Origin of the sequence: Pseudomonas veronii, from assembly GCF_001439695.1 — a bacterium.
Taxonomy (GTDB): Bacteria; Pseudomonadota; Gammaproteobacteria; order Pseudomonadales; family Pseudomonadaceae; genus Aquipseudomonas; species Aquipseudomonas veronii.
Map to the genome: position 1 here is coordinate 156,627 of NZ_JYLL01000009.1, position 19,377 is coordinate 176,003.

Annotated in this window: 16 protein-coding genes; 6 read left to right on the plus strand and 10 right to left on the minus strand. The window is 62.2% G+C overall.

Translation table 11 applies throughout. From position 1 onward, the window contains the following. Positions 1 to 20 precede the first annotated feature (20 nt). From TU80_RS14455 to TU80_RS14470, 4 genes are all read right to left on the minus strand, one after another. Positions 21 to 1,271 carry an OprD family porin gene (locus tag TU80_RS14455; RefSeq protein ID WP_057004744.1) on the minus strand — a complete coding sequence of 417 codons (1,251 nt, stop codon included), beginning with the start codon at positions 1,269 to 1,271 and terminating at the stop codon, positions 21 to 23. A gap of 192 nt (positions 1,272 to 1,463) precedes the next feature. Further along, positions 1,464 to 2,921, minus strand: coding sequence for an AdeC/AdeK/OprM family multidrug efflux complex outer membrane factor (gene adeC / locus TU80_RS14460; protein ID WP_057004745.1), 1,458 nt, complete (start codon positions 2,919 to 2,921; stop codon positions 1,464 to 1,466). Continuing rightward, positions 2,918 to 6,079 (minus strand): efflux RND transporter permease subunit, encoded by a 3,162-nt coding sequence (locus TU80_RS14465; protein WP_057004746.1) that lies wholly within the window; start codon positions 6,077 to 6,079, stop codon positions 2,918 to 2,920. The genes adeC and TU80_RS14465 overlap by 4 nt, the downstream gene beginning before the upstream one ends. Before the next feature lie 3 nt (positions 6,080 to 6,082). Then, positions 6,083 to 7,231, minus strand: a complete 1,149-nt coding sequence (locus tag TU80_RS14470; RefSeq protein WP_017844834.1) for an efflux RND transporter periplasmic adaptor subunit — start codon at positions 7,229 to 7,231, stop codon at positions 6,083 to 6,085. Positions 7,232 to 7,517: 286 nt separating this feature from the next. Here TU80_RS14470 and TU80_RS14475 point away from each other — a divergent pair, with 286 nt between their 5' ends. Next, on the plus strand, positions 7,518 to 8,150 hold the full coding sequence (locus TU80_RS14475; protein ID WP_046384415.1) for a TetR family transcriptional regulator: 633 nt from the start codon (positions 7,518 to 7,520) through the stop codon (positions 8,148 to 8,150). Between the two features lie 295 nt (positions 8,151 to 8,445). On the opposite strand, the gene TU80_RS14480 is transcribed toward TU80_RS14475, so the two are convergent. The 3 genes from TU80_RS14480 to TU80_RS14490 are packed head-to-tail and all read right to left on the minus strand — an operon-like array spanning position 8,446 to position 11,035. Beyond that, positions 8,446 to 9,501 (minus strand): alkene reductase, encoded by a 1,056-nt coding sequence (locus TU80_RS14480; RefSeq protein ID WP_057004747.1) that lies wholly within the window; start codon positions 9,499 to 9,501, stop codon positions 8,446 to 8,448. A 27-nt stretch (positions 9,502 to 9,528) separates the two neighbouring features. Next, entirely contained in the window at positions 9,529 to 10,695 is a 1,167-nt protein-coding gene (locus TU80_RS14485) for an MFS transporter (protein WP_017844837.1), read from the minus strand. Positions 10,696 to 10,708: 13 nt separating this feature from the next. Then, the gene (locus TU80_RS14490; RefSeq protein ID WP_057004748.1) at positions 10,709 to 11,035 is read right to left on the minus strand and encodes an ArsR/SmtB family transcription factor; all 327 of its coding nucleotides are present in this window, start codon (positions 11,033 to 11,035) and stop codon (positions 10,709 to 10,711) included. A gap of 154 nt (positions 11,036 to 11,189) precedes the next feature. Between TU80_RS14490 and TU80_RS14495 the strand changes: the two genes are divergently transcribed. Continuing rightward, on the plus strand, positions 11,190 to 11,774 hold the full coding sequence (locus TU80_RS14495; protein ID WP_017844839.1) for an acyl carrier protein phosphodiesterase: 585 nt from the start codon (positions 11,190 to 11,192) through the stop codon (positions 11,772 to 11,774). Positions 11,775 to 11,821: 47 nt separating this feature from the next. Here TU80_RS14495 and TU80_RS14500 read toward each other — a convergent pair whose 3' ends face one another. Both TU80_RS14500 and olsB read right to left on the minus strand, forming a co-directional pair. Beyond that, complete coding sequence (locus TU80_RS14500) at positions 11,822 to 12,613, minus strand: lysophospholipid acyltransferase family protein (protein ID WP_057004749.1); 792 nt, start codon at positions 12,611 to 12,613, stop codon at positions 11,822 to 11,824. Next, the gene (gene olsB, locus TU80_RS14505; protein WP_017844841.1) at positions 12,613 to 13,368 is read right to left on the minus strand and encodes an L-ornithine N(alpha)-acyltransferase; all 756 of its coding nucleotides are present in this window, start codon (positions 13,366 to 13,368) and stop codon (positions 12,613 to 12,615) included. Before olsB ends, TU80_RS14500 begins: the two co-directional genes overlap by 1 nt. Positions 13,369 to 13,553: 185 nt before the next feature. Between olsB and TU80_RS14510 the strand changes: the two genes are divergently transcribed. The 4 genes from TU80_RS14510 (at position 13,554) to TU80_RS14525 (ending at position 16,796) form a co-directional block, all read left to right on the plus strand. After that, on the plus strand, positions 13,554 to 14,636 hold the full coding sequence (locus TU80_RS14510; protein WP_057004750.1) for a serine hydrolase domain-containing protein: 1,083 nt from the start codon (positions 13,554 to 13,556) through the stop codon (positions 14,634 to 14,636). Beyond that, positions 14,633 to 14,947 (plus strand): hypothetical protein, encoded by a 315-nt coding sequence (locus tag TU80_RS14515; RefSeq protein ID WP_017844843.1) that lies wholly within the window; start codon positions 14,633 to 14,635, stop codon positions 14,945 to 14,947. The genes TU80_RS14510 and TU80_RS14515 overlap by 4 nt, the downstream gene beginning before the upstream one ends. A gap of 99 nt (positions 14,948 to 15,046) precedes the next feature. Then, a complete protein-coding gene (locus tag TU80_RS14520; RefSeq protein WP_017844844.1) occupies positions 15,047 to 15,637 on the plus strand; it encodes a YceI family protein in 591 nt (196 codons plus the stop codon). A gap of 1 nt (position 15,638) precedes the next feature. Next, positions 15,639 to 16,796 (plus strand): phospholipase D-like domain-containing protein, encoded by a 1,158-nt coding sequence (locus TU80_RS14525; protein ID WP_057004751.1) that lies wholly within the window; start codon positions 15,639 to 15,641, stop codon positions 16,794 to 16,796. A gap of 181 nt (positions 16,797 to 16,977) precedes the next feature. Here the strand turns inward: TU80_RS14525 and bglX are convergent, their stop codons facing one another. Next, positions 16,978 to 19,269, minus strand: coding sequence for a beta-glucosidase BglX (gene bglX / locus TU80_RS14530; RefSeq protein ID WP_057004752.1), 2,292 nt, complete (start codon positions 19,267 to 19,269; stop codon positions 16,978 to 16,980). Positions 19,270 to 19,377 lie beyond the last annotated feature (108 nt).

Sequence of the window (19,377 nt, forward strand, 5' to 3'; positions counted from 1 at the left end):
CGCCAAGGTGTAATACGGCTTTACAGCAGACTGATCGGGTAGCTGACGATCAAGCGGTTTTCATCGAACTCATTGTTGCTGAAGTCGCGACGGATGCTGGAATTGCGCCAGCGCAGCGTGAGGTTTTTCAGGGCGCCGCTCTGCAGCGTGTAGCCCAATTCGCTTTCGCGGCCCCACTCCTTGCCGTCGGGGATGGTGCCGGTATGCACGTTGCTGCCGCTGATATAGCGGTTCATCAAGGTCAGGCCCGGTACGCCGAGGGCGGCAAAGTTATAGTCGTGCCGCACTTGCCAGGATTTCTCCTGGGCGTTGTCGTAGCTGGAGTTGTAACTGTCGTTGGCCAGGGTACCGCCGCTGGTGCCGTTGACGCGCATCCAGGCGCTGTTGCCGGTGAGTTTTTGCAGGCCGACGTAGAAGGTGTTGCCGCCGTACTTGGCCGAGAACAGGCCGGACCAGGTTTTGTTGTCCAGCTCGCCTGCGCGGGCGCTGCCGTCGTCCTTGCCGTAGAAGAACCCGAGGTTGGCGCCCAGGGTCCAGTCGCCCACGGGTTGGCTATGGACCAGGTTGACGAACTGCTGGCGGTAGATGTCCTTGAGCTGGGCATTCCACAGGCCGACCTGGGTGCGTTTGTCGTTGAACGTGTATTCGCCGCCCTGGAAGTTGAAGCGGTCGGAGGTGAAGGCGGCTTTGCCGAACATCGACATGTCCGACATGCTGCTGTCGTCCCGCGGGCTGTTGGCGCGGAACTGGCCGCCGTAGAGGGTCAGGCCGTCGATTTCCTTCGAGGTGATCTGCCCGCCGCGCAGGGTTTGCGGCAGGGAACGGCCGTCGTCGGCGCGCAGGATCGGCAGCGTCGGCATCCATTCGCCGACCTTCAGTTCGGTCTTCGAAATCCGCGCCTTGAACGCCACACCCAGGCGCCCGAAATCATCGGCGGGGCGGCCGTCGTGGTCCAGCGGCAATAACTGTGAACCGCCAGTGCCGCGCCCGCCATCAAGCTTGAGCGAGTACAGCCCCAGTACATCCACGCCAAACCCCACGGTGCCCTGAGTGAAGCCGGACTTGGCGTCGAGAATGAAACTTTGCGTCCACTCCTGCGCGCCGCCCTGGGCTTTGGTCGGGTTGGTGAAGTTACGGTTGATGAAGAAATTGCGCAGGTTGAGGTTGGCGCTGGCGTCCTCCATAAAACCGTGTTCTTCGGCGACGACGGGAAACGCGAGGCTGGCGACTGCGGTGGCCAGCAATAGCTGGCGAGGGTGAAAAGTGCTCATGGCATTGGACCTGTTGTTATTGGGGTTATGCAGGTGGCGGCCATGGTGCGGGGCAGTGCGGGGGTGGTTCAATCGGGGGAGGGCGGGTTTTGGGCGATGATCGAACGCAACTTGTCCGCGCGCGGTGGGTACCGCTCAGGCATAAAAAAACCGCTTCCGGTGAGGGAAGCGGTTTGGTTTACAGCGCGACTATCAGAACAACTTCATCTTTGGCGCTTCTTCTTTCAGCGGCTGGTTACTCGCCGCCTGTTCATTCCAGCCACCGCCGAGGGCCTTGTACAGGTTGACCTCGCTGGTCAACTGCGCGAGGCGGTCGGTGATCAGCGATTGCTGGGCACTGAACAGCTGGCGCTGGGCGTCGAGGAACGTCAGGTTGCTGTCGACACCAATGCGGTAGCGACGCTCGGCCAGGCGGTAGTAATCCTGGTTGGCGGCGACGAAACCACGCTGGGCCTCCAACTGCTCCTTGTAGGTCTCACGCGCGGCGAGGCCGTCGGAAACTTCCTGGAAGCCGGTCTGGATGGCCTTCTCGTAGTTTGCCACGTTGATCTCTTTCTGGATCTTCGAGTAGTCCAGGCTGGCGCGCAGGCTGCCGGCGTTGAAGATCGGGATGTTGATCTGCGGGGCGAACGACCAGGTGCCCGAGCCGCCTTTGAACAGACCGCCCAGGTCCGGGCTCATGGTCCCGGCGTTGGCTGTCAGGCTGATGCTCGGGAAGAACGCCGCGCGGGCGGCGCCGATGTTGGCGTTGGCTGCCTTGAGGTTGTACTCGGCCTGCAGGATGTCGGGGCGACGCTGCAACAGGTCCGATGGCAACCCGGTCGGCACTTCGCTGAGCAGGTTATCCGACAGCGGCTTGCTGACGAGATTCGCCGGCAGGCCGGTGCCGAGTAGCAGGGTCAGGCTGTTTTCGTCCTGGGCCACCTGGCGGGTATAGCGTGCCAGGGCCACCCGGGCGTTTTCCACCGAGGTGCGCGCTTGGCTCAGGTCGAGGGCCGAGGACACGCCGACTTCGTTGCTGCGCGAGGTCAGCTTGTAGCTTTGCTCGTATGCGCCCAGGGTTTCCTGGGTCAGCTTGAGCAATTCCTTGTCGGCCTGCCAGGTCAGGTAGGCGGTGGCCACACTGGCCACCAGGCTGATCTGGGTGCTGCGCCGCGCTTCTTCGGTTGCGAAGTATTTCTGCAGCGCTTCCTCGCTCAGGCTGCGGACACGGCCGAACAGGTCCAGCTCATAGGAGCTGATGCCCAGGGTGGCCGAGTACGAACTGCTGATGCCTGCTTTACCGGTTTGCGACGAGCGTGCCGGTACGCGCTGACGGCTGCCGCTGCCAGTGGCCGATACGGCCGGGAACAGGTCGGCGCGCTGGATGTTGTACTGCGCCGCGTAAGCATCGATGTTCAAGGCCGCGACGCGCAGGTCGCGGTTGTTCACCAGTGCGGTCTGGATCAGCTGTTGCAGGGCAGGGTCATGGAAAAACTGCTTCCAGCCCTGTTCGGCGGCGGCCTGGTTCGGAGCCTGGGCCGACGAATACGCCGGGCCCTGCGGGAACTGCGCGGCCACCGGCGCCTCGGGGCGCTGATAGTCAGGTATCAGCGAGCAGCCACTGAGCACGAATGCCGTGACGGCTAAGGAAAGTAGCGACTTGCTCATTGGCCAGCCTCTTTAGGAGTTTGCTTGGGTTCAGTCTTTTTGCGTTCGCCCATGGCGGACACGGTTGCGAAGAACAGGGGCACCCAGAATATCGCCAGGACCGTGGCGGTGATCATACCGCCGATAACGCCGGTACCGATCGCATGCTGGCTGCCTGAGCCGGCGCCCGAGGAGATCGCCAGCGGCAATACGCCGAGGATGAACGCCATGGAGGTCATGATGATCGGTCGCAGACGCATGCGCGACGCTTCGATCGCCGACTCGACAATGCCTTTGCCTTGTTCGTGAAGCTCTTTGGCGAATTCCACGATCAGGATGGCGTTCTTCGCCGCCAGGCCCACCGTCACCAGCAAGCCCACCTGGAAGAACACGTCGTTGGACAAGCCACGCAGGCTGGTGGCGATCAACGCACCCACCACACCCAGCGGCACGACGAGTACCACCGCGATCGGAATCGACCAGCTTTCGTACAGCGCCGCGAGGCAGAGGAACACCACCAGCAGCGACAAGGCGTACAGCGCAGGCGCCTGGGAGCCGGACAGACGTTCTTCATACGACAGGCCCGTCCAGGCGTAGCCGACACCCGCCGGCAATTGCTTGGCGATGCGTTCGACTTCGGCCATGGCTTCACCGGTACTGTAGCCCGGTGCCGGGGTACCGAGGATTTCCATCGCCGCCACACCGTTATAGCGCGAGAGTTTCGGCGAACCGTAGATCCATTTGCCCGAAGCGATGGCCGACAACGGCACCATCTTCCCGGAGTCGCTGCGCACGAACCATTTGTTCAGGTCTTCAGGGGACATCCGGCTGGCGGCATCACCCTGCACGTACACCTTCTTCACTCGACCACGGTCGATGAAGTCGTTGACGTAGCTGCCACCCAAGGCAATCGCCAGGGTCTGGTTGATGCTCGACAGCGTAATGCCCTGGGCACTGGCCTTCTCGTCGTCGACGGTGAGCTCGTACTGCGGCTCATCGTTCACGCCGTTGGGGCGCACACCGGCGAGGATCTTGCTCTGGGCGGCCATGCCCAGGAACTGGTTGCGCGCAGCCATCAACTTGTCATGGCCGACGCCACCCTGGTCCTGCAGGAACACGTCGAAACCGGTCGCGTTACCCAACTCCAGTACAGACGGTGGCACGATGGCAAACACCATGGCGTCCTGGAACGTCTGCATGAAGTAACCTTGGGCGCGCTTGGCGATCTCGAACACCGAGGTGGACGCGTCACGCTCATCCCACGGTTTGAGCATCACGAATGCCAGGCCCGAGCTTTGACCACGCCCCGCGAAGTTGAAGCCGTTCACGGTAAAGACCGATTTCACGCCCTTGCCTTCGCCGGGTTCGCCTTCCTTGTCGTTGAGCAGGAAGATACGCATGTCGTCGATGACTTTCTGCGTGCGCTCGGCCGTTGAGCCGACCGGCGTCTGCACCTGGGCAAAGATCACGCCCTGGTCTTCGTCGGGCAGGAACGCTGCCGGGATCCGCATGAACAACCAGATCATGCCGGCAAAGATCAGCACGTAAACGAGGAATGCCGGAATCTTGTGCCTGATCATGTTCCCCACGCCGCGCTCGTAGCTCAGTACGCTACGATCGAAGGTGCGGTTGAACCAGCCGAAGAAACCACGCTTGGGTTGGCCGTGCGTCTCGGGGTCGATCGGCTTGAGCATGGTGGCGCACAAGGCCGGGGTGAAGATCAGCGCAACCAGTACCGACAACGCCATGGCCGAAACGATGGTGATGGAGAACTGTTTGTAGATCACACCGGTGGAGCCGCCGAAGAATGCCATCGGCAACAGTACCGCCGACAGCACCAGGGCAATACCCACCAGGGCGCCCTGGATCTGGCCCATGGACTTGACCGTCGCCTCTTTCGGCGACAGGTGCTCCTCGGCCATCACCCGCTCGACGTTTTCCACCACGACGATGGCGTCGTCCACCAGCAAGCCGATGGCCAGGATCATGCCGAACATGGTCAGGGTGTTGATGGTGAAGCCGAACGCGGCCAGGATCCCGAAGGTACCCAGCAATACCACCGGTACAGTCATGGTGGTGATGATGGTGGCGCGGAAGTTCTGCAGGAACAGGAACATCACCAGGAACACCAGCACGATCGCCTCGACCAGGGTGTGTACCACACCGGAAATCGATTCGGTCACCACTGGAGTGGTGTCATACGGCACCACCGCCTTCATGCCTGGCGGGAAGAACGGTTCCAGGGACGCGACCGTGGCACGGATGGCCTTGGCAGTGTCCAGGGCGTTGGCGCCGGAGGCCAGCTTGATCGCCATACCGGACGCCGGGTTGCCGTTGAACTGCGCGCTGATGCTGTAGGTCTGGCCGCCCAGCTCGATACGCGCGACGTCCTTCAAGCGAACCTGTGAACCGTCGGTGTTGACCTTCATCAGGATATTGCCGAACTGCTCAGTGGTCTGCAGGCGGGTCTTACCGATGATGGTCGCGTTCAATTGGGTGCCGGGCAGGGCAGGCAGGCCGCCCAATTGGCCGGTGGCCACTTGTACGTTCTGTGCCGAGATCGCGGTGCTGACGTCTACCGGGGTCAACTGATAGTTGTTCAGCTTGGCCGGATCGAGCCAGATACGCATGGCGTACTGCGAACCGAATACCTGGAAGTCACCTACACCCGCAGTACGGGAAATCGGGTCCTGGATGTTGGACACGATGTAGTTGGACAGGTCGTCCTTGGTCATGCTGCCGTCTTCCGACACCAGACCGATCACCATCAGGAAGTTCTTCACCGACTTGGTCACGCGGATACCCTGCTGCTGCACTTCTTGCGGCAGCAGCGGGGTCGCCAGGTTCAGTTTGTTCTGCACCTGGACCTGGGCGATGTCCGGGTTGGTACCCTGGTTGAACGTCACGGTGATGGTCATGCTGCCGTCGGAGTTACTGTCCGATGACACATAACGCAGGTTGTCGATACCGTTGAGCTGTTGTTCGATCACCTGCACCACGGTGTCCTGCACGGTTTGTGCGGATGCACCTGGGTAGGTCACCTGGATATCAATGGCGGTCGGCGCAATCGCCGGGTACTGGTTGATGGGCAACTTCAGGATCGACAGTGCCCCGACCAGCATGATCACCAGGGCAATCACCCAGGCGAAAATGGGACGGTCGATAAAAAATTTCGACATGGATTACTCCCCTTTGCCAGCAGCAGCGGCAGCAGGAGCGGCGGTACCGGCAGGCTGGGCGTTGTCGGCGTCCTTGACCTTGACCTGGACGCCCGGCTTGACGTACTGCAAGCCTTCGGTGATCACACGGTCACCGGCGTTCAAGCCTTTTTCCACCAGCCAGTAAGCGCCGGCGGTGCGGTTGGCGACCAGCACGCGCTGCTCAACTTTGTTGTCCGCGTTGACCACCAACGCCGTCGGGATACCCTTGAGGTCTCGGGTCACGCCTTGCTGCGGTGCCAGGATCGCCTTGCTGTTCACACCGGCTTGTAACTGGGCGTGTACGAACATGCCAGGCAGCAGGGTGTGGTCAGGGTTGGGGAACACGGCGCGCAGGGTGACCGAACCGGTGGTCTGGTCAACCGACACTTCGGAGAACTCCAGTTTGCCGTCCAGGCCATAGCTGCTGCCGTCTTCCAGGGTCAGCTTGACCTTGGCGGCATTGGCGCCGGCTTTCTCCAGTTGGCCGCTTTCCAAGTCGCGGCGCAGCTTCAGCATTTCAGCCGAAGACTGCGTGACGTCGACGTAGATCGGGTCCAGTTGCTGGATCACCGCCATGGCATCGGTCTGGCCATTGCTGACCAGCGCGCCTTCGGTGACCGAGGAACGCCCGATACGCCCGGAGATCGGCGCGAACACCTTGGTGTAGCGCACGTTGATTTGGGCGGTTTGAACGTTTGCTTCGGAAGTCATGCGGTTGGCGACGGCGGTGTCGTATTCCTGGCGGCTGACGGCCTGCTCGTCGACCAACTGCTTGTAGCGGTCGGCGATCGACTTGGTCTGGGACAGGCTGGCCTGTGCGCTTTTCAGGGTGGCGTCATAGACCGACGGATCGATCTGATAAAGCTGCTGGCCTTCTTTTACATCCCCGCCTTCCTTGAACAGGCGCTTGAGGATGATGCCATTGACCTGCGGACGGACTTCCGCGATGCGGTAGGCGGTGGTGCGGCCTGGCAGCTCGGACGTCAGGGTAAAGGCTTGCGGTTGAAGGGTGACCACGCCGACCAGAGGAGTTTGAGCGGGCGGAGCCGCCTCTTCCTTTTTACATCCGCTGAGCAGCGATGCCAGGGCGACGGCAGTGACCAGAGCGGTAACAGCTGGCTTAAGTTGCATGAAGATCCTCGGGTCAGGCGCGCAGATTGCGCACAAGAAGGGTGGAAGGGTAAAAAACAAGCTGTGAGTAGATAAGTAGCTTGCTACGCAATATACTTACGTTCATGGTTGTTTGTAAACTCTTGACAGGCTTCGCGCGGTGTTGACACAGCACCGCCCCGAGCCTCGATTTTAGTACGTTCGGCGCCCATGACGGTGTCGTCCCACAATTATTCAGATGCTCGTTAGCGCCTATTAAAGCAGCGTTACCGATAGTCCCACATGTTTTGATTGAGGTTTTATTGCCATGGTCCGTCGCACCAAAGAGGAAGCTCAGGAAACGCGCAGCCAGATTCTCGACGCCGCTGAGCAGGCCTTTTATGAGCGGGGTGTAGCGCGGACCACACTGGCGGACATCGCCGCGCTGGCCGGGGTAACGCGAGGCGCCATCTATTGGCACTTCAGCAATAAGTCCGACCTGTTGCAGGCATTGCTCGAGACCCTGCACGAACCCCTGGACGAGCTGGCCAGGGCCAGTGAAAGCGAGGATGAAGTCGACCCGCTGGGGTGTATGCGCAAGCTGTTGATTCATCTGTTCCATCAAGTGGTCCTGGACCCGAAAACCCGGCGCATCAACGAAATCCTGATTCATAAGTGCGAGTTCACCGATGAGATGTGCGACATGCGCCGTCAACGCCAGACCCACAGCCTGGAGTGCAACCTGCGTATCAGCCTGACCTTGCGTAACGCGGTCCATCGCGGGCAACTCCCGGAAAACCTCGACACCACGCGCGCAGCGGTGTGCATTCATGCCTACATCAATGGCTTGTTGGGCCAATGGCTGCTGGTGCCGGACAGTTTTGAGCTGCACCAGGAGGCTGAGCGTTGGGTCGATGCAGGGCTGGACATGCTGCGCTTGAGCCCTAGCCTGCGCAATTAAGTCAAAATATGTAATTGCATCCAATTGTTTCAACAGTAAAGCCTAAGGGCGGGCAATCGTCCTGCTGACTATTGGTAGGATGACTTTATATACGGGCTGGCGGGTGGTTGAAAGATAGCCGCCTAAGTATTTTGTAGCGATTTTGTTGCAAGGCTGTGAAGGAATGTTTCTCCGGACCGCTGAGATCTAATGTGGGAGGGAGCAAGCCTCCTCCCACATTTGATCCGCGGTGTTTTCCTGATTGGCGAAAAAAAGCCCCGGTTCTTGCGAGCCGGGGCTTTTTCGTTTCAACGCATCACAGCGCCAGCGTCGGGTAGTCGATGTAACCGACCGGGCCCTTGGCATAGAAGGTTTCCGGGTGCGCCTGGTTCAGCGGCGCATTGGCTTTCAAGCGTGCCGGCAGGTCCGGGTTGGCAATGAACGGCACGCCAAAGGCCACCGCATCCGCCTTGCCCGAGGCCAGCCAGGCGTTGGCGCTGTCCTTGGTAAAGCGTTCGTTGGCGATGTACACGCCGCCGAAGGCTTCTTTCAATTGCGGGCCGAGGCTGTCAGCGCCTTCTTTTTCACGCGAGCAGATAAAGGCGATGCCGCGTTTGCCCAGTTCGCGGGCGACGTAGGTGAAGGTTTCGGCCAGGTTGTCGTCACCCATGTCGTGGGAATCGGCGCGCGGTGCCAGGTGGACGCCCACGCGGCCGGCGCCCCAGACTTCGATGGCGGCGTCGGTCACTTCCAGCAGCAGGCGCGCGCGGTTTTCCAGGGAGCCGCCGTAGTTGTCGGTGCGATGGTTGGTGCTGCTTTGCAGGAACTGGTCGAGCAGGTAGCCGTTGGCGCCGTGGATTTCCACGCCGTCGAAACCGGCGGCCTTGGCGTTCTCGGCACCGGTGCGGTAGGCGTCGACGATGTCGGCGATTTCAGCGGTTTCCAGGGCGCGAGGCGTTGGGTAGTCGGCCAGCGGGCGGACCAGGCTGACGTGGCCTTTAGGCTGGATCGCACTCGGTGCCACCGGGGTTTCACCGTTCAGGTAAGAAGGGTGGGAGATCCGGCCGACGTGCCACAGTTGCAGGAAGATCTTGCCGCCCGCGGCATGTACGGCCTTGGTCACATTGGCCCAGCCACGTACCTGATCGTTGGACCAGATGCCCGGGGTGTCCGGGTAGCCCACGCCCATCGGCGTCACGGACGTGGCTTCGCTGAGGATCAGCCCGGCGGAGGCGCGTTGTACGTAGTACTCGGCCATCAGCGCATTGGGCACGCGACCGGCGTCGGCACGGCAGCGGGTCAGCGGCGCCATGATGATGCGGTTCGACAGTTCCAGGTCGCCCAGTGTGATCGGATCGAAAATAGTCGTCATGGGATAACACCCTTCTCTTTAAGTTGATCAGTTGGTCGCAGGGGCCAGGTCGGCATCGCCGCTCTGACGGAAAGTGATCAGGGTCACCAGCAGCGCGAGGATCGCCAGGGCCGCGGCGGCCAGGGGCACGCTGGTCAGGCCGAAACCGTGGGCAATCACGCTGCCGCCGACCCAGGCGCCGAGGGCATTGCCGATGTTGAAGGCGCCGATGTTCAAGGTGGACACCAGGTTCGGCGCGGCCTTGCCGAAGGTCACCACGTTGATCTGCAGCGCGGGCACGGCGGCGAACGAGGCGGTGGCCCAGAGGAACAAGGTGATTTCGGTCGGGATCACCGCGATGCTGGTCCAGGTCAGCGCGGTGGAGACCACCGCCATGCTGATGAACACGCCGATCAGGGTGGCGGCCAGGCGTTTGTCCGCCAGCTTGCCGCCGATGATGTTGCCCACGGTGAGGCCCAGGCCGATCAGCAGCAGGGTCCAGGTCACGCCCTTGGGCGATACGCCGGTGACGTCGCCGAGCAGCGGCGCGACATACGTGAAGAGGGTGAACATGGACGCGGCGAACAGCGCAGTCATGGTCAGCGACAACCAGATGCCGGCGCCCTTGAGGGCGGCCAGTTCGGCGCGCATGTCGAGTTTTTCTTCATCGCGCTTGGCCGGCAGGAAGCGGATCAGGCCGATCAACGCGATCACGCCGATCACGGTCACCGCCCAGAAGGTCGAGCGCCAGCCGGCTTCCTGGCCCAGCGCCGTACCCAAGGGCACGCCCAGTACGTTGGCCAGGGTCAGGCCGGTGAACATCAAGGCCACGGCGGACGCACGCTTGTTGGCCGGCACCAGGTTGGCGGCGACCACCGAACCGATCCCGAAGAACGCACCGTGGCACAGCGCAGTGACCACGCGGGCAAACATCAGCACGTTGTAGTCGCTGGCCAGGGCGCAGAGCAGGTTGCCGATAATGAAAATGCCCATCAACGCGACCAGCGCGGCCTTGCGTGGCAGCCTGGCGGTGGCCAGCGCCATGAAGGGCGCGCCGATGGCCACGCCGAGGGCGTAGCCGGTCACCAGCCAGCCGGCGCCGGGAATCGACACGCCCAAGTCCGCCGCCACATCGGGCAGCAAGCCCATGATGACGAACTCGGTGGTGCCGATGGCGAAGGCGCTCAGGGCGAGGATGAGGAGCGAGAGGGGCATGTGCGTGTCCTTGTTACAGTGGTGCGCGGATTTCAGAACTGAGCTCAGTGATGAGCGCAGTGAGGAAGGCTTGGATCGTTTCCTCGTTGCGTTTGAAAAAGTGCCACTGCCCGGCCTTCTGGCTGCTGATCAATCTCGCCCGTTGCAAGGTCGCCAGGTGGGCCGACACGGTCGACTGGGACAAGCCGCAGCGCTGGTCGATCTGCCCGGCGCAGATGCCGTATTCGTGGTTGTGCAGTTGCTCGGGGAATTGCACTTTCGGGTCTTTCAGCCAAGTGAGGATGTCTCGCCGTACTGGGTGCGCCAGGGCTTTTATTATTTCGTCGAGGTCGATGGACATGGCGGTTGCTCGGTGTCGTAAAGCGTTATATCGCGATGAGGCGAACTTTAAATCGGTATATCCCGATATTCCAATATGATTTCGGTCTTAGGCCAGACTGAATCGGTATATCGGGTTATAACGATGCGTTGACGGCAGTGATAGACTGCACACCATGAATTATCTCGCACATCTGCACCTGGGCGGCCAACTTCCTGCGCAACTGCTGGGCAGCCTGTATGGCGACTTCGTCAAAGGTCGCCTGCAAGGCCAGTTCAGCCCGCCGATCGAAGCGGCCATCCAGTTGCATCGCTCAATCGACCGTTTCACCGACAGCCATCCGCAGGTCGGCGAAGCGTTGTCGCGCTTTAGCCTGACGCGCCGGCGTTATGCCGGGATCGTCCTCGATGTGTTTTTCGATCACTGCCTGGCGCGGGATTGGGCGCTGTATGCCGAGCAGCCCCTGGAACACTTCACCTCCCAGGTGTACCGCGTGCTGGCGGCCGAACCGCAGTTGCCGGGGCGGCTGGCGCAGATTGCGCCGTACATGGCGGCGGATGATTGGCTGGGCTCATACCGCGAGTTCGCGGTGATGGAGCCGGTATTGCGGGGGATCTCGCGGCGCCTGACGCAGCCTGAGGAACTGGGCCATGCGATGCAGGAATTGCGCACGTTATACGAACCGTTGAGTGAAGACTTCCGGCTGTTCTATCCAGAGTTGCAAAAATTTGCACAAACCCAACTGACCACTGAGATCTAAATGTGGGAGGGGGCAAGCCCCCTCCCACATTGTTGACTGTGCTCGCTTCAGGCGGCGAATGCCGGCCGAACCGCAATCTGTTCTGCTTCCGGCAGCGGCCCGAACAACGCCTTCTGCACCGCCTGCTGCGCCTGGAACGCCAGCGCCGCGCGTTCCTGCCCGGCACAGGCAATCGGCGTGAGCACATGGATTTCCACATCGCCCTGGTCGTTGGCAAACAGGCGCATCAGGTGCGAGAGCAAATCGTCATCGCCAATGAACGGCGCCAGCGGGTCCACTTGCCCATCGCGCAGATACCGGATCGCCACCGGTTGCAGCGACACATCCGCCTCGATCGCACTGGCCAGCAGGCGCCCGTGAAAGGTACGCAGGCTGCGCCCGTCGGTGGTGGTGCCTTCGGGGAACATCAGCAGCGGGTGTTGCTGCTCCAGGTGACGGGTCATCTGTTTGCGGATCAGTTGGCTGTCGCCTGAACCGCGGCGAATAAACAGGCTACCGGCCTTCGCCGCCAACCAGCCGGCCACCGGCCAGGTGCGGACTTCGGCCTTGGACAAGAACGACATCGGCGTGACCATGCCCAGCAGCGGGATGTCGGTCCAGGACACGTGATTGCTCACCCACAGCATCGGTGTCTGCGGCAATTCACCGTGTACCGTCACGCGAAAGGGCAGGGCGTTGGTCAGCCGCGACATAAAGAACCGCGACCAACGCTGGCGGCGCACCATCGAGTTGGCGACCCCCAGGCGCTCGAACACACCGAACACACTGGCCATGCTCAAGCCCAGCGCCACCACCAACAGTACCCGGGCGATCCGCGCGTACACGCGCACGCGGCCCATCACATGGCCGCCTTGAAGTGGCGCGCATAACGCGGGCACAGCTCATCGCGCTTGAGCAGAATGAACACGTCGGCCACCTGGAAATCTTCATCCCAGCACGGCTCGCCGCAGATCTTCGCGCCCAGGCGCATATACGCCTTGAGCAGCGGCGGCATTTCCGCGATGACGTTGGACGGCAGGTCCAGCGCGGGCAGCGGTTTTTTCGGCTCGGCGCGCAGGTGTTCGTTGCACAGGTAGCGTTCGCGCAGGCGCTGCATGATCGCGTGGGCCTGGATGCCGCCATCGTGCATCGGGATACTCGCGCAACCCATCAGGTAGCTGTAGCAGCCCTCGTTGAGCACTTCGGCCAACTCGCCCCACAGCACTGCGATGGTGCCGCCGTTGCGGTAGGCCGGGTCGACGCAGGTACGGCCGATTTCCAGGATCGGGCCCTGCAAGTGCAGCAGGCCATGCAGGCTGAATTCTTCTTCGCTGTAGAACCGGCCCAGGGTGCTGGCGGCCTGGTGATCGAGCAAACGGGTGGTGGCCACCAGTCGACCGCTGTTCAAATCCCGCACGCCGATGTGGCTGCAGTGAACATCATAGTCATCCATGTCCAGGCCCAGTTCCGCGCCTTTCAGCTTGGCGTTGAACTCGCCGCTGAACACGTTGAACCGCAGGGCCTGTGCTTCTTGCAAAGCCTGGGCGCCGATCAGGCGTTCGGCTTGCAGACGGCGTTCATTGCCGGTGTCGCTGATGCGGGCGATCTGAGTCATGGCGAATCTCCGAGTGCCAGCCACGTTCCGGCCGGTCGACTTGTTTGTCCAAACTCAGGCTATGTAGGCTCGGTGTCATCTCCATGAAGTTACGGTGACGCTTAGATGACAGGCACTTATGTCGCCAATCTGTCATCGGCCTCGGCTAGGCTCGCGGGCTTGAATGCCCCCTTGAGTTCGTGTCCATGGTCAGAGGCTTGTTGTGCGTTGCCCTGTTGTTAGCCACCGTCACCACCCGCGCCGAAACCTGGCCTGACAAAGACTGGGCCAAGGGCACGCCGATCGAAGGTCCCGCTGTCGATGCCCTGAATGCCTACGCGTTTCCCCGGCGTGACGACGCCACGCGCCAAGGCATCCGCACCGACGCGCTGCTGGTGATCCGCGATGGCGAAGTCATCTACGAGCGCTACGCCATGCCCACCACCGCGAGCACGCCGCACCTGACCTGGTCGGTCAGCAAAAGCCTGATGGCCACCGTGCTGGGCGTGGCCTACGGCGAAAGCCGCTTCAAACTGAGCGACCCCGCCGCACGTTTCTACCCGCCGATGAAGCAGCATCCAAGCGTGACGATGGCCGACTTGCTGCACTGGGCCTCGGGCCTCGATTGGCAGGAAGATTACGAATATGCCCCGCTGAAATCCTCGGTCGTCGCGATGCTCTACACCCGCGGCCGCGCCGACATGGCGGAGTTCGTCGCCGGCATGCACACCGCCCGCGCGCCGGGCGAGGCCTTCCGTTATTCCAGCGGCGACAGCAACCTGCTCTCCGCCGCGCTCAAGGGCATGCTCGGCCATAAGGCCTACATGAGCTACCCGTGGGATGCGCTGTTCAAGCCGCTGGGCATTCACAACGCCACTTGGGAAACCGATGCCGATGAAACCTTCGTCGCCTCGTCCTACGCCTACCTCACCGCCCGCGACCTGGCGCGCGTCGGCCTGCTGATGGCGCGCGACGGTCGCTGGCGGGAGCAACAACTGGTACCGAAAGCCTGGGTCGATTTCAATCGGCAACCGTTCGATCACTACAAGGCCGGCCAGGACGAAGCCGTGCCCGGCGGCCATTGGTGGCTCAACCGCGCCGTGCAGGGCGCCCCAAGACCCTGGCCCGACGCCCCCGCCGACACCTTCGCCGCCCTCGGCCACTGGGGCCAGGCGCTGTATGTCATGCCCGACGAACATCTGGTGATCGTGCGCTACGGCGATGACCGCGACGACAGCTACCGCCACAACGAACTGCTCAAACGCGTGCTGGCGGCGGTGCAGCCATGATCCGTCGTCGGCCGTTTACCAGTCTTTTCCTGCTGCTGTTGCTCGCCGTGCTGGGCTGGGGCTGGCACGAGCGCGTCAACCTGCAAGCCTTCCCCGACATCATCGCGGCGTATACGGCCAAGGAGTACTGCTCGTGCCGGTATGTGCAGAATAATCCCGCCGAGTATTGCCGGGGGTATGTGAAGCAGTACGTGCCGATCAGTGCGTTCACCGATGACCCGGAGCGCAGTGAAGTCAGCGCCAGTGGATTGGGGCGTACCCATACGGCCAGATGGTTGGGCGAACATCAGGGCTGCCGCCTCAACCCCTGACACGTCATCTCCGAGGTGGGGGCGGCTTTGTCAGCTACATTGCGCCCGGCAGGCGGCACAGTTAAGGTTCGTTCAGGTTTTCCGCCCCACGAGTCTTTAATGTTCAACGCGTCTGTCATCAAACCCCTGGCCTTCGCCCTGCTGGCCGCCGCCGCCGTGCCTGCCCACGCGGACTGGTACCTGGACAACGAGTCCTCGCGGCTGTCGTTCGTCACCACCAAAAACACCGAGATTGCCGAGGTGCAGCGCTTCCTGGTGCTGCACGGCAAGGTCGACCGCAACGGTGCGGCGCAGGTGGAAGTGGAGTTGGAGTCGGTCAACAGCGGCATCCCGCTGCGCGATGAGCGCATGCGCAATCAACTGTTCGAGATCAAGACCTTCCCCGAAGCGTTGATCAGCACGCAGATCAACCTGCAACCGATCAACGACCTGGCCCCCGGCGCGCAGTTGGAGTTGCGCCTGCCATTGAGCGTCACGCTGCATGGCAAGACCCACACCTACAACGCCGAGCTGTTGGCCACGCGCCTGGATGATCGGCGTTTCCAGGTGGTGACCCTGGAACCGCTGGTGTTGCGCGCCGAGGATTTTGAGCTGGTGCCGGGTGTGACGGCGTTGCGCAACGCGGCTGGGCTGGCGTCGATCAGTTTGGCGGTGCCGGTGGGTGCGGTACTGATCTTTACGGCGCGCTGACATGAGCGGCGCAGTGTTCCCGTGGCGCAGCGCCAACCGTTTCGAGTTGTTGATCGACGGGCCGAGCTTTTTCCCGCAAATGCTGGTGGACATTGCCCGGGCAGAGCATCAGGTGGATCTGGAGTTATACCTGGTGGAAGCCGGCGCCTGCGCCGAAGTCTTGGTGCAGGCGCTGGCGCAGGCGGCTGAGCGGGGCGTGCGGGTGCGCTGCCTGTTCGATGATTACGGCAGCCTGGCGTTCACCCTCGGGTTGCGTAAGCGCCTGACCGACGCCGGTGTGGAACTGCGTTTTTACAATCGCCTGGAATGGCGGCGCTGGATGGGCAACCTGTACCGCGACCACCGCAAATTATTGCTGGTCGATCAAGGCATCGCCGTGGTCGGCGGCACCGGCGTCACCGATGAGTTCTGGACACCGGGGCAGGACAGCGCCGACTGGCATGAAGTGATGGTGCAGATCGACGGCCCGCTGGTGCTCGACTGGCAAGCGCTGTTCGACCGGCAATGGTTGGCCAACGACGACCGCCGCGCCTGGAAACCGGCCACCCATTTCGGCTTGCCGCACTTGCCCAAAGTACCGCCGACCGGGTCCGGTCTCGGCCGTGTTGCCTATGCCGACGCGCGCCAACACCGCGATATTCTGCACTCGCTGATCCGCGCGCTGAGCAGCGGCCACCGGCGCATCTGGTTGGCGACCCCGTATTTCCTGCCCACCTGGGGCGTGCGTCGGGCCTTGCGCCGGGCGGCGGGGCGCGGCGTGGACGTGCGCTTGCTGCTGACCGGCCCGCGTACCGATCACCCGTCCGTGCGCTACGCCGGGCACCGTTATTACCCGCGCTTGCTGCGCTCGGGCGTGCAGATCTTTGAATACCAGCCGTGCTTCCTGCACCTGAAGATGGTCTTGGTGGACGATTGGGTGAGCATTGGCTCGTGCAACTTCGACCACTGGAATTTGCGCTTCAACCTGGAAGCCAACCTCGAAGCGTTGGACCCTGCGCTGACGCTGGCCGTGGCCGGCAGTTTCGAACGGGATTTTGCCCAGAGCCAGGCGGTGAGCCTGGAGGCATGGAAGTCGCGGCCGTTGTGGCGGCGGGTGAAGCAGCGGGTGTGGGGGTGGATCGATCGGTTGGTGGTGAACCTGCTCAATCGACGCGACTGACGCGCCCAACGCGCTCAACTCGCTCAACGCGCTCAACGCGCTTAATTCGCTCAATTCGCTTAACTGTAGGAGCGAGCTTGCTCGCGAAAAACCTGAGAACAACGCGTTCATTCAGCATGAGCGCGTCATCGTTAACGGTCTTCGCGAGCAAGCTCGCTCCTACAGAGGGCGGGGGCGGGCGTTAGAGCAGCTCGAAGGTCTGCTGCTGCACATCCTGGGAGTCCAAGCCGATCTGCACATTGAACTCACCCGGTTCGGCCGCGAACTTGAGCTGGCTGTTGTAGAACTTCAAGTCCTCTTCGGTAATGGTGAAGTGCAACGTGCGCTCTTCGCCGGCCTTGAGCATGACTTTCTGGAAGTTCTTCAGCTCCTTGATCGGGCGGATCATCGAGCCGGCCACGTCCTGGATATACAGCTGCACCACGGTTTCGCCGTCGACCTTACCGGTGTTTTTCACGGTGACGCTGGCGTCGAGCTTACCGCTCTTGTTCAGGGTGGTGGACGACAGCGCCATGTCCGACAGGCTGAACGTGGTGTAGCTCAAGCCATAGCCGAACGGGAACAGCGGCCCGGTGGTGTCATCGAAGTACTGCGAGGTGTAGTTGCCCGGCTTGCCTGGGGTAAACGGCCGGCCGATGGTCAGGTGGTTGTAGTAGGTCGGAATCTGCCCCACCGAACGTGGGAACGTGATCGGCAGCTTACCCGACGGGTTGTAGTCACCGAACAGCACGTCGGCGATGGCGTTGCCGCCTTCGGTGCCGGCGAACCAGGTTTCCAGGATCGCGTCGGCTTGCTGGTTTTCTTCGAGAATCGACAGCGGACGGCCGTTCATCAGCACCAGCACCAGTGGCTTGCCGGTGGCTTTGAGGGCCTTGATCAGGTCGCGCTGGCTTTGCGGGATGTTCAGGTCGGTGCGGCTGGACGATTCGTGGGACATGCCACGGGACTCGCCCACGGCAGCGACCACCACATCGGCATCCTTGGCGGCCTTGACCGCTTCGTCGATCATCACCTGGGCCGGGCGGGTGTCATCCACCACTTCCGGGGCATCGAAGTTGAGGAAGTTGAGGTAGTCGACCACGGCCTTGTCGTTGGTGATGTTGGCACCACGGGCATAGATGATCTTGCCTTTCTCGCCGATCACCGCGTTGAGGCCGTCGAGCAGGGTCACCGATTGTGCCGGCTTACCGGCGGCGGCCCAGCTGCCCATCATGTCGATGGGGGCCTTGGCCAGTGGGCCGACCAGGGCGATGGTCGCGGATTTTTTCAGCGGCAGGGTGTCGTTCTGGTTCTTCAGCAGGACCATGCTGCGGCGTGCTATGTCTCGTGCATCGGCGCGGTGCAGACGGCTTTCGGCGTAGGTGTCGGCCGGGTCGTCCTCGGCCTTGCCGATGCGCAGGTACGGGTCTTTGAACAGGCCCATGTCGTACTTGGCGCCGAGCACTTCACGCACGGCGTTGTCGATGTCGCTCTGCTCGATCTCGCCGGACTTGAGCAGCCCCGGCAATTCCTTGCCATACAGCGAGTCGTTCATGCTCATGTCGATGCCGGCCTTGATCGCCAGCTTGGCGGCTTCACGTCCGTCCTTGGCCACGCCGTGCTTGATCAGCTCGAAGATCGCGCCGTGGTCGCTGACGGCCAGGCCCTTGAAGCCCCAGTCCTTGCGCAACAGGTCGTTCATCAGCCAGGTGTTGGCGGTGGCGGGCACGCCGTTGATCGAGTTGAGCGCGACCATCACACCGCCGGCACCGGCCTTGATCGCCGCGTGGTACGGCGGCAGGTAGTCCTGGTACATCTTGACCGGGCTCATGTCGACCACGTTGTAGTCGCGACCGCCTTCCACCGCACCGTACAGGGCGAAGTGCTTGACGCTGGCCATGATGCTGTCGGCATTCGCCGCGCTGCTGCCCTGGAAGGCCTTGACCATCACTTCGGCGATGCGCGACACCAGGTAGGTGTCTTCACCGAAGCCTTCGGAGGTGCGGCCCCAGCGCGGGTCGCGGGAGATGTCGACCATCGGCGCGAAGGTGATGTCGAGGCTGTCGGCTGCGGCTTCCTGGGCGGCAATGCGCCCGGAGCGGCCGATGGCGTTCATGTCCCAGCTGGACGCCAGGGCCAGGCTGATCGGGAAAATCGTGCGGTGGCCGTGGATCACGTCGTAGGCGAAGAACATCGGGATCTTCAACCGGCTGCGCATGGCCGCGTCCTGCATCGGACGGTTTTCCGGGCGGGTGATGGAGTTGAAGGTGCCTCCGATGCGGCCGGCGGCGATTTCCTTGCGGATCAGCTCGCGGGGCATTTCCGGGCCGATGCTGATCAGGCGCAATTGGCCGATCTTTTCATCGAGGGTCATCTGCTTGAGCAGGTCGCTGACGAAGGCGTCCTTGTCTTTAAGCGCAGCAGGCTTTGTTTCTGCCCAGACGGGGTGGGTGGCCAGAGTGGCAACAAGGCCGAGCAAACACAGCTTCTTCATGAATATCCTTTTTCGGCGCACTGCACAGCGGTTAGGCTGATCGGCCAAAATGTGGGGAGCGTCTATTGTTGTTCGGGTGTCGTTCAGAAAAATGCAGCACACTCTGAA

Coding starts and splice junctions, on each gene's coding strand:
- TU80_RS14455 (WP_057004744.1), bottom strand. CDS start 1,271: ATGAGCACTTTTCACCCTCGCCAGCTATTGCTGGCCACCGCAGTCGCC.
- adeC (WP_057004745.1), bottom strand. CDS start 2,921: ATGAGCAAGTCGCTACTTTCCTTAGCCGTCACGGCATTCGTGCTCAGT.
- TU80_RS14465 (WP_057004746.1), bottom strand. CDS start 6,079: ATGTCGAAATTTTTTATCGACCGTCCCATTTTCGCCTGGGTGATTGCC.
- TU80_RS14470 (WP_017844834.1), bottom strand. CDS start 7,231: ATGCAACTTAAGCCAGCTGTTACCGCTCTGGTCACTGCCGTCGCCCTG.
- TU80_RS14475 (WP_046384415.1), top strand. CDS start 7,518: ATGGTCCGTCGCACCAAAGAGGAAGCTCAGGAAACGCGCAGCCAGATT.
- TU80_RS14480 (WP_057004747.1), bottom strand. CDS start 9,501: ATGACGACTATTTTCGATCCGATCACACTGGGCGACCTGGAACTGTCG.
- TU80_RS14485 (WP_017844837.1), bottom strand. CDS start 10,695: ATGCCCCTCTCGCTCCTCATCCTCGCCCTGAGCGCCTTCGCCATCGGC.
- TU80_RS14490 (WP_057004748.1), bottom strand. CDS start 11,035: ATGTCCATCGACCTCGACGAAATAATAAAAGCCCTGGCGCACCCAGTA.
- TU80_RS14495 (WP_017844839.1), top strand. CDS start 11,190: ATGAATTATCTCGCACATCTGCACCTGGGCGGCCAACTTCCTGCGCAA.
- TU80_RS14500 (WP_057004749.1), bottom strand. CDS start 12,613: ATGGGCCGCGTGCGCGTGTACGCGCGGATCGCCCGGGTACTGTTGGTG.
- olsB (WP_017844841.1), bottom strand. CDS start 13,368: ATGACTCAGATCGCCCGCATCAGCGACACCGGCAATGAACGCCGTCTG.
- TU80_RS14510 (WP_057004750.1), top strand. CDS start 13,554: ATGGTCAGAGGCTTGTTGTGCGTTGCCCTGTTGTTAGCCACCGTCACC.
- TU80_RS14515 (WP_017844843.1), top strand. CDS start 14,633: ATGATCCGTCGTCGGCCGTTTACCAGTCTTTTCCTGCTGCTGTTGCTC.
- TU80_RS14520 (WP_017844844.1), top strand. CDS start 15,047: ATGTTCAACGCGTCTGTCATCAAACCCCTGGCCTTCGCCCTGCTGGCC.
- TU80_RS14525 (WP_057004751.1), top strand. CDS start 15,639: ATGAGCGGCGCAGTGTTCCCGTGGCGCAGCGCCAACCGTTTCGAGTTG.
- bglX (WP_057004752.1), bottom strand. CDS start 19,269: ATGAAGAAGCTGTGTTTGCTCGGCCTTGTTGCCACTCTGGCCACCCAC.